The sequence below is a fragment of the Zemynaea arenosa genome (assembly GCF_004614185.1).
In the GTDB taxonomy this organism is placed as follows: Bacteria; Pseudomonadota; Gammaproteobacteria; order Burkholderiales; family Burkholderiaceae_D; genus Telluria; species Telluria arenosa.
Genome location: NZ_SPVF01000045.1, coordinates 1 through 8,628, shown reverse-complemented (window position 1 = coordinate 8,628; position 8,628 = coordinate 1). Strand labels below are relative to the sequence as shown.

The window sequence follows — 8,628 nt, the reverse complement described above, 5'->3', positions numbered from 1 at the left end:
GGTCCAGGGCTATGCCGTGAAACGCCCGCAGGCCGCCCCGCTGACCGCGCCGCGCGCCGACATGATGGTGTCCGACGCCATCCGCCGCGCCATGGTGCAGCGCGTGGCGAAGCAGGGCGTGCAGGACCCGGTGGTGCTGCAGGCGCTGGACACGGTGCCGCGCCACGCCTTCATCGAGCCGGCCCTGTCCGCCCAGGCCTACATCGATGCCTCGCTGCCGATCGGCCACAACCAGACCATCTCCCAGCCCTACATCGTGGCCCGCATGATCGAGGTGCTGCGCAACGGCGGCCCGCTCAACAACGTGCTGGAGATCGGCACCGGCTGCGGCTACCAGGCGGCGGTGCTGTCCTGCGTGGCGCGCGAGGTGTATTCGATCGAGCGCATCAAGCCGCTGCACGAGCTGGCCAAGACCAACCTGCGGCCCTTGCGCATCGCAAACATCCGCTTGCACTACGGAGATGGTATGCTTGGCCTGCCGCAAGTGGCGCCGTTCGACGGCATCATCCTGGCCGCGGCCGGGCTGGAAGTGCCGCCCGCGCTGCTTGAACAGCTCGCCATCGGCGGCCGCCTGGTGGCGCCGGTCGGGGAACGCACCCAGCACCTGCAACTGATGACCCGCACCGGCAAAGCGGAGTGGACCACCCAGATCCTGGAAGACTGCCACTTCGTACCTTTGCGCGCGGGCACCGTTTGACGCCCGCGTGGCCGGCCCCGGCCGGTCTCTCATCGATTCATACACAAAGAGAATGAAACGTAGCCATTTCGCCCTCCTGACCCTGTCCCTCGGCCTGACGGCCTGCTCGTCCCAGCTGCGCCAGGCCCCCGTGATCGAACGCACTCCCATGCCCGCCGCCGCGCCCGCGCCGGTGGTGGCCGAGCCGCCGCCCAAGGTGGACGCCAAGGGCACCTACACGGTGCGCAAGGGCGACACCCTGATCCGCATCGCGCTCGACCATGGCCTCAACTACCGCGACCTGGCCGCCTGGAACAACCTGTCCGACCCGGACGACATCAAGGCCGACCAGGTGCTGCGCACCGAAGCGCCGGCCCATCCGGTGGTGACCACCGCCAGGATCGACATGCCGCCGCCGACCAAGGTGCCGCCGGTGCCGGAGGCCCCGCGCAAGACCGGTCCGAAAGCGGACAAGAAGCCCTACACCGACGCCAACCTGGCCGAGATGCAAAAAGCCGACGCGCCCGCCAAGGCTGAGCCGGCCGCGGCGCCAGCCGTCGCGGCCGCTGCGGCGATCCAGCCGGGTGCCACCGTGACCGCCACCGACGACGAAAAGCTGTCCTGGATGTGGCCGGCCGACGGCAAGATCATCGCCACCTTCGACGAAGGCAAGAACAAGGGCATCGACATCTCCGGCAAGCCCGGCCAGGCGGTGCTGTCGGCCGGCAGCGGAAAGGTCATGTATGCCGGCGCAGGCATCCGCGGTTATGGTAATCTCGTCATCGTAAAGCATAGCAATAGCCTGCTGTCCGCCTACGCCCACAACCAGAAAATCGTGGTGAAGGAAGGCGATGAGGTGAAAAAAGGTCAGCAGCTGGCCGAGATGGGCAGTTCGGATGCCGATCAGGTGAAGCTGCACTTTGAGATCCGCCAGCAGGGCAAACCGGTCGACCCGACGAAATTCTTGCCCAGCCGCTAACGCCCATGACTAAGCCTCCGCAACACAGTATCGATGACCAGGTCTCGGATGAAGTTGCGGAGGAGATGCGGCTCCCCTCCGACGAGGGCGAGGAGCTGGCCCCGGTCGACGCCGAGGCCCCTGACGACGAGGCGGTGGCCGAGGCCAGCATCGTCATCGACACGGTCGACGAGCTCAAGAAGGTTCTGCAGGCCGAGCTCTCCACCGACACCACCCAGCATTACCTGAACCAGATCGGCACCCGCCCGCTGCTCACGCCCGAGCAGGAGGTGCACTATGCAACCCTGGCCAAGGCCGGCGACTTTGCCGCGCGCCAGAAAATGATTGAACACAACCTGCGGCTGGTGGTGTCGATCGCCAAGCACTACATCAACCGCGGCGTGGTCCTGCTCGACATGATCGAGGAGGGCAATATCGGCCTCATGCGTGCCATCGACAAGTTCGAACCCGAGCGCGGCTTCCGCTTCTCGACCTACGCCACCTGGTGGATCCGCCAGAGCATCGAACGCGCCATCATGAACCAGGCCCGCACGGTGCGCCTGCCGGTGCACATGGTGCGCGAGCTGAACCAGATTCTGCGCGCCAAGTACCACCTGGAAGCCCAGCAGCACAACGGCAAGGACGCCACCGCCGACGACATCGCCAGCCTGGTCGGGCGCCCGGTGGAGGAGGTGCAGGACATCCTGGCCCTGTCCGAGCATGCCACCTCGCTCGATGCGCCGCTCGACAACGATCCGCAAAGCAGCCTGATGGACATGCTGCCCGGCGACGCCGACGACGGCCCGGACGCGCGCGCCGAGCAGCACGAGATGACCTTCCTGGTGCGCGACTGGCTGACCAAGCTGCCGGACAAGCAGCGCCTGGTCATCATGCGCCGCTTCGGGCTGGACAACGACGATCCGGCCACCCTGGAAACCCTGGCCGAGGAGATGGGCGTCACGCGCGAGCGGGTGCGCCAGATCCAGCAGGAAGCCCTGATCAAGCTGAAGCGGGCCATGGCGGCCCGTGGTGTGGTGCGCGATTCCCTGCTATGATCGCGGGTTTGCGAGCTGCCACCGCGCTGCGGTGAAGGCTCCTGTCTCGGAGTTGGCACCGCGGCGCGGTGACTCCCTCCCTACCTGACCCATAGTTCGCGCTTCATGACCCACGACATCGCCATCGACATCAAATCCCTCGACGCAGACGCCCGCGGTGTCGGCCATCTTCCTGACAACGAAGACGGCACGCCGGGCAAGGTCGTATTCGTCGAAGGCGCACTGCCGGGCGAGCGCGTCAGCTTCTCCACCTACCGGAAAAAGAAGAACTGGGAAGCCGGCACCATGACGGTGTTGCACAAGGAGTCCCCCCTGCGCGTGAAGCCGCGCTGCGAGTTCTTCGACATCTGCGGCGGCTGTTCGATGCAGCACCTGGACGCCTCGGCCCAGGTCGCGATGAAGCAGCGCACGCTGGAAGACAACCTCTGGCACCTCAGCAAAGTCAAGCCCGAGCTGGTGATGCGCCCGATGTTCGGCCCGACCTGGGGCTACCGCTACCGCGCCCGCCTGTCGGTGCGCTATGTGGAAAAGAAGGGCGGCATGCTGGTCGGCTTCCACGAAAAGAAGTCGTCCTTCATCGCGGACATGACCAACTGCCACGTCCTGCCGCGCCACGTGGCCGACCTGCTGGTGCCGCTGCGCCAGCTGATCCGCGCGCTGTCGATCTACAACCAGATGCCGCAGATCGAGGTGGCGGTGGGCGAGGGCGTGACCGCGCTGGTGATGCGCAACATGGCGCCGCTCACGGCCGAGGATGAAACCCTGGTCAAGGCCTTCGCCGATCAGCACAACATCCAGTGGTGGCTGCAGCCCAAGGGCCCGGACACGGTCTACCCGTTCTACCCAACGGACAAGCAGTTGCAGTACGTGCTGCCCGAGTTCGGCATCCGAATGCCGTTCAAGCCGGTCGACTTCACCCAGGTGAACCACCTGATCAACCGGGCGCTGGTGTCCAAGGCCCTGCGCCTGCTGGACGTGCAGCCGACCGACCGCGTGGCCGACCTGTTCTGCGGCCTCGGCAACTTCACGCTGCCGCTGGCGACCCAAGCGCGCGAAGTGGTCGGTATCGAAGGCAGCACCACGCTGACCGAGCGCGCGCTGGACAATGCGCGCCACAACGGTGTCGATGGACACACCACCTTCTACACCCGCAACCTGTTCGAGTGCACCACCGAGGACCTGATCGCCCTCGGCGCCTTCGACCGCATGCTGATCGACCCGCCGCGCGATGGTGCCATCGCCGTGGTCAACGCCCTGGCCGGGCTCAAGGAGCAGAAGCCCGAGATGCTGCCCAAGCGCATCGTCTACGTCTCGTGCAGCCCGTCCACCCTGGCGCGCGACGCGGGCGTGCTGGTGCACGTGGCCGGCTACCGCCTGGCCAAGGCGGGGGTGGTCAACATGTTTCCGCACACCTCGCACGTGGAATCGATCGCCGTCTTCGAACGCGACCCGGCCTGAGCCGCAGCTGTCAAGACAGTTTGCGCTGCGTTAATTAGACTTTCGACAACTTCGGCACACTGGACATCCCGCCCTCCGCAGGAGTCCATCCATGAAAACCCTGTTGCCGCTCGCCGCCCTGGCCACCCTGCCGGTTGTGGCCGCCGGTCCGGCCGTCGCCGCGCCCGTGCTCATCGATTTCGAGCAGGCCGCCAATATCGCCCAGGTCAACCAGACCTATGCCGGTCTCGGCGTCGAGTTCCTCGACTTCGTCACCGCCACCGGCGCCTCGCGCTACGCCTATAGTCCGGGCGGCCACGGGGTGATCAATGTGCCGGGCGGTTTCGGCAGCTTCGATTTCTCGCTGGGCACGCTGGCCCCGGCCACCTTCAACGTCTGGTCCGGCCTGGATGGCACGGGCAGCCTGCTGGGCAGCGCCGTATTCGCCGCCAATGGCGGCAGCTTCGCCGCGGCCAGCGTCCCGTTCTCCGGCCTGGCGCACTCGGTGACGCTGGCGGCGGTGCCGGCCTACACCGGCATCGACAACGTCGCCCTCGGCGCGCCGCCGGTGCCCGAGCCCGCGCACTGGGCCATGCTGGTGGCTGGCCTGCTGCTCGGCGGGATGATCAAGCGTCGCCGCCGTTGAGTTTTCCCAGCCGCAGGACCCACCAGGCCGACCATGCGTCGGCCTTTTTGTTCGTCCTTTCACCCGGTTCTTTGCGCTCGGTGCATACGCATGCAAAGACCCGTGCGAGGGCCCGGCACGTTTGATCTTGTGCAAACGATAACGTACTCGGCCATACAAAACTGCAGACCTGATCCATCAACTTCTTGAAAGGAGCGCATCATGAAGATCAGGTATCTGATTGCGGCAGCCGTGGCCAGCGTGGCCATTCCCGCATTCGCAGGCACTGGCGACGACCTGTCGTTGGCCGCCCAGGCCGCCTCCAAGACGCTGGCGTCGGACGCCGCCATCGGCATGTCCGGTGGCCCGGTGGTCACCGTCGATGGCGTCGTCACCATGAGCGGCAAGGGCTTCGACGTCAACGGTGGCTATCCGCCGCCGGTGCCGGAGCCGGAGGGCTGGGCCATGCTGGCCGGCGGGCTGGCGCTGGTGGGCCTGGTGGCACGCCGCCGCCGCCGCTGATGCTCCCGCGTTCGTGAGAACGTCAAGCCGGCCTGCGGGCCGGCTTTTTCATGCTCAATATGCAACCATTTGGTTGCATATTGTTCAGTGACCGTAGCTCATCACCCGCAGCATCTTCCACTGGCCATTTTCTTTGCTCCACACGGTCGAGAACCCGTAGACGCTGCATTCCTCCGCCGCCTCCGGCGTGGCGCGGGCGCAGAAGCGGTGGGTGCCGATCTGCATCGCCAGGTCCGGCCCGGCCGGATAGATGCGCCAGCTGTCCGGCATGGCCTCGCGCCGCACCTGCTGCGGCTTGCGGAAGTTGTCACCGAAAATGCGGATGTTGTCCGCGTAGTTCGTGAGACCGCTGCGGTCGTGGTAGAACTCCAGCCGCGGGCTGAAGCCGTTTTTCATGCCCTCCAGGTCGCGCGCGTTGAAGGCGCTGAACAGGCGGGTGTCGGCGGCGCCGATCTCGGTCTTGAGGTCGCGGGCCGAGGCCGGGGTGGCGGCGCAGAGCAGGGCGGTGCAGAGCAGGGCGGTTTTCATGGTGGCAGGGCTCCCGAATGTTGTCGTGCCGGCATTGTGGGCCCGTCCACCGCCCCGCGCGCGGACGCTGCGACCGGCCGCGCGGACGGCGGGTCGAATGGTGGCTGGCGCCGACGAACGAAAAAAAACCGGCCCGCAGGCCGGTTTCCCGGAGCCGCCAGCCGACGGTCAGTCGCGGCTGCCGCCTGCGAGGCCCAGCAGGGCCAGCAGGTTGGTGAAGATGTTGTAGACGTCCAGGTAGATCGCCAGGGTGGCCGAGATATAGTTGGTCTCGCCGCCGTTGACCACGCGCTGCACGTCGAACAGGATGAAGGCCGAGAACACGCCGATCGCCAGCACCGACAGGGCGATCTGCATGGCCGCCATCTGCAGGAAGATGTTGGCGAAGCCGGCCAGGATCAGCACGATCACGGCCGCGAACAGCCACTTGCCCAGCACCGAGAAGTCGCGCTTGGACACGGTGGCCCAGGTCGCCATCACGGCAAACACCGCCGCCGTGCCGCCGAACGCATTCATGATCAGCAGGGCGCCGTTGGAGAAACCCAGCGTGTAGGTCAGCAGCGGCGTCAGCATCAGCCCCATGAAGAAGGTGAAGCCCAGCAGCAGGGCCACGCCCACGCCGCTCTGCTTGTTGCGCTCGATGCCCCAGATGAAGCCGAAGGCGATGGCCAGGAACAGCAAGGCCCCCATGCCGCCGCGCATGACCGGCACATGGTAGGCCACGCCGATCACCGCGCCCAGCACGGTGGGCAGCATCGACAGGGCGAGCAGCCAGTAAGTGTTGCGCAGGACCTTGTTGGTGGTGGCGACAGTGGCGCCGCCGCGCTTGGAGAGGTCGACTACGGTTTGGCGTTCAGGGTACATCGTGTTCCTCCGGAGAGAATGAAAACGGTAAGGACAGCATAGCACGGGGCCCGGCCGGGCGTGAAAATCCACCCTGCGGGCCTTGAAAAGCGGCCGCCACTCTATCACCTGAGAGCGGCAACCAGCAATATCGCCCCTGCGGACTAAGATATTGGGGCTGGATATGATAAAATCAAAGGTTGATTGAGTTTCTTCTTTCTCGATTTAAACCTTTAATTTCACTGGAGTTTTCACACATGGCAATCGAACGCACCCTGTCGATCATCAAACCGGACGCCGTCGCAAAGAACGTGATCGGCCAAATCTACACCCGCTTCGAAAACGCCGGCCTGAAGATCGTCGCTGCGCGCATGGCACACCTGTCCCGTGCCGAAGCCGAAGGCTTCTACGCCGTGCACAAGGAGCGTCCGTTCTTCAAGGACCTGGTGGACTTCATGGTCTCCGGCCCGGTCATGATCCAGGTGCTGGAAGGCGAAGGCGCGATCGCCAAGAACCGCGAACTGATGGGCGCGACCGATCCGAAGAAGGCTGACAAGGGCACCATCCGCGCCGACTTCGCCGACTCCATCGACGCCAACGCCGTGCACGGTTCGGACGCCGCCGAAACCGCCGCTGTCGAAATCGCGTACTACTTCCCGGCCCTGAACGTCTACTCGCGTTAATTCGCCCGTAAGCTTCGGCTAGCGTAGTACGTAGTAAATTGTTGTAACCGCCCGCGCTCCTGCGTGGGCGGCGTGTTATAGAGATGTCCCCATGACTGCTGCCCTGACCAACCTGCTGGACTTCGATCCCGAACAGCTCGTCGCCTACTGCGCCGACCTGGGGGAGAAGCCGTTCCGCGCCAAGCAATTGCAGCGCTGGATCCACCAGTTCGGGGCGCACAGCTTCGACCAGATGACCGACCTGGCCAAGTCGCTGCGCGAAAAGCTGGCCACCCGCGCCGAGATCCGCGCGCCCGCCATCATCAGCGACCACACCTCCGCCGACGGCACCCGCAAGTGGCTGGTCGACGTGGGCGACGGCAACGCGGTCGAGACCGTGTTCATCCCGGAAGAAGGCCGCGGCACCCTGTGCATTTCGACACAGGCCGGCTGCGCCGTGAACTGCCGCTTCTGCTCGACCGGCAAGCAGGGCTTCAACCGCAACCTGACAGTCAGCGAGATCATCGGCCAGCTGTGGATGGCCGAATTCGAGCTGCGCAAGACCAAGGGCATCGAACCCGGCCCGAAAGGCGAGCGCCAGATCACCAACGTGGTGATGATGGGCATGGGCGAGCCGCTGCTGAACTTCGAGCCGACCACCACCGCCCTCAAGCTGATGCTGGACGATAACGCCTACGGCCTGTCGCGCCGCCGCGTGACCCTGTCCACCTCGGGCGTGGTGCCCATGATGGACAAGCTGGCACAGGAAGTGCCGGTGGCGCTGGCCGTGTCGCTGCACGCGTCCAACGACCCGCTGCGCGATGGCCTGGTCCCGCTCAACAAGAAATACCCGCTGCGCGAGCTGCTGGCCGCGTGCAAGCGCTACCTGGAGTTCGCCCCGCGTGACTTCATCACCTTCGAATACTGCATGCTGGACGGCGTCAACGACTCCGACCAGCACGCGCGCGAACTGATCGCACTGGTGAACGACCCCGAGGTCGGCGTGAACTGCAAGTTCAACCTGATCCCGTTCAACCCCTTCCCCGAATCCGGCCTGCTGCGCTCCAAGAACCCGCGCATCAAGGCCTTCGCCCAGGTCCTGATGGACGCCGGCATCGTCACCACCGTGCGCAAGACGCGCGGCGACGACATCGACGCCGCCTGCGGCCAGCTGGCGGGCGAGGTCAAGGACCGCACCCGCGTCCAGGAGCGCATGGGCAAGATGGCCGAGTACCAGCAGAAGTACGGCGCCAATTTCGGGCGCATCGTGGAGATCCCTTCCTGATGGCGCGCCTGCGCTTGGCGGCGATGGGTGTGCTGGC

General features: G+C 65.7%; 10 protein-coding genes. 8 read left to right on the top strand and 2 right to left on the bottom strand.

Features of this window, described 5'->3' with window-relative positions:
- The 6 genes from E4L96_RS03165 to E4L96_RS24195 all read left to right on the top strand — a co-directional run.
- Positions 1–697 (top strand): protein-L-isoaspartate(D-aspartate) O-methyltransferase (locus tag E4L96_RS03165; RefSeq protein WP_135205780.1); only part of this gene is annotated, 697 nt, incomplete at its 5' end.
- A gap of 52 nt (positions 698–749) precedes the next feature.
- Positions 750–1,655: a peptidoglycan DD-metalloendopeptidase family protein gene (locus E4L96_RS03160; protein ID WP_135205779.1), complete on the top strand. Its 906-nt coding sequence runs from the start codon at positions 750–752 to the stop codon at positions 1,653–1,655.
- A 5-nt stretch (positions 1,656–1,660) separates the two neighbouring features.
- On the top strand, positions 1,661–2,689 hold the full coding sequence (gene rpoS, locus E4L96_RS03155) for an RNA polymerase sigma factor RpoS (RefSeq protein ID WP_135205778.1): 1,029 nt from the start codon (positions 1,661–1,663) through the stop codon (positions 2,687–2,689).
- A 105-nt stretch (positions 2,690–2,794) separates the two neighbouring features.
- The gene (rlmD, locus tag E4L96_RS03150; RefSeq protein WP_135205777.1) at positions 2,795–4,147 is read left to right on the top strand and encodes a 23S rRNA (uracil(1939)-C(5))-methyltransferase RlmD; all 1,353 of its coding nucleotides are present in this window, start codon (positions 2,795–2,797) and stop codon (positions 4,145–4,147) included.
- A gap of 91 nt (positions 4,148–4,238) precedes the next feature.
- The gene (locus tag E4L96_RS03145; RefSeq protein WP_135205776.1) at positions 4,239–4,772 is read left to right on the top strand and encodes a PEP-CTERM sorting domain-containing protein; all 534 of its coding nucleotides are present in this window, start codon (positions 4,239–4,241) and stop codon (positions 4,770–4,772) included.
- A 201-nt stretch (positions 4,773–4,973) separates the two neighbouring features.
- Positions 4,974–5,273, top strand: coding sequence for a PEP-CTERM sorting domain-containing protein (locus E4L96_RS24195; protein ID WP_229414200.1), 300 nt, complete (start codon positions 4,974–4,976; stop codon positions 5,271–5,273).
- A gap of 84 nt (positions 5,274–5,357) precedes the next feature.
- Here E4L96_RS24195 and E4L96_RS03135 read toward each other — a convergent pair whose 3' ends face one another.
- Both E4L96_RS03135 and E4L96_RS03130 read right to left on the bottom strand, forming a co-directional pair.
- On the bottom strand, positions 5,358–5,801 hold the full coding sequence (locus E4L96_RS03135; RefSeq protein ID WP_135205775.1) for a nuclear transport factor 2 family protein: 444 nt from the start codon (positions 5,799–5,801) through the stop codon (positions 5,358–5,360).
- A gap of 168 nt (positions 5,802–5,969) precedes the next feature.
- A complete protein-coding gene (locus E4L96_RS03130; protein ID WP_135205774.1) occupies positions 5,970–6,665 on the bottom strand; it encodes a Bax inhibitor-1/YccA family protein in 696 nt (231 codons plus the stop codon).
- Between the two features lie 236 nt (positions 6,666–6,901).
- Here E4L96_RS03130 and ndk point away from each other — a divergent pair, with 236 nt between their 5' ends.
- Positions 6,902–7,327 (top strand): nucleoside-diphosphate kinase, encoded by a 426-nt coding sequence (gene ndk, locus E4L96_RS03125; RefSeq protein ID WP_135205773.1) that lies wholly within the window; start codon positions 6,902–6,904, stop codon positions 7,325–7,327.
- A 91-nt stretch (positions 7,328–7,418) separates the two neighbouring features.
- Entirely contained in the window at positions 7,419–8,591 is a 1,173-nt protein-coding gene (gene rlmN, locus E4L96_RS03120) for a dual-specificity RNA methyltransferase RlmN (protein WP_135205772.1), read from the top strand.
- Positions 8,592–8,628 lie beyond the last annotated feature (37 nt).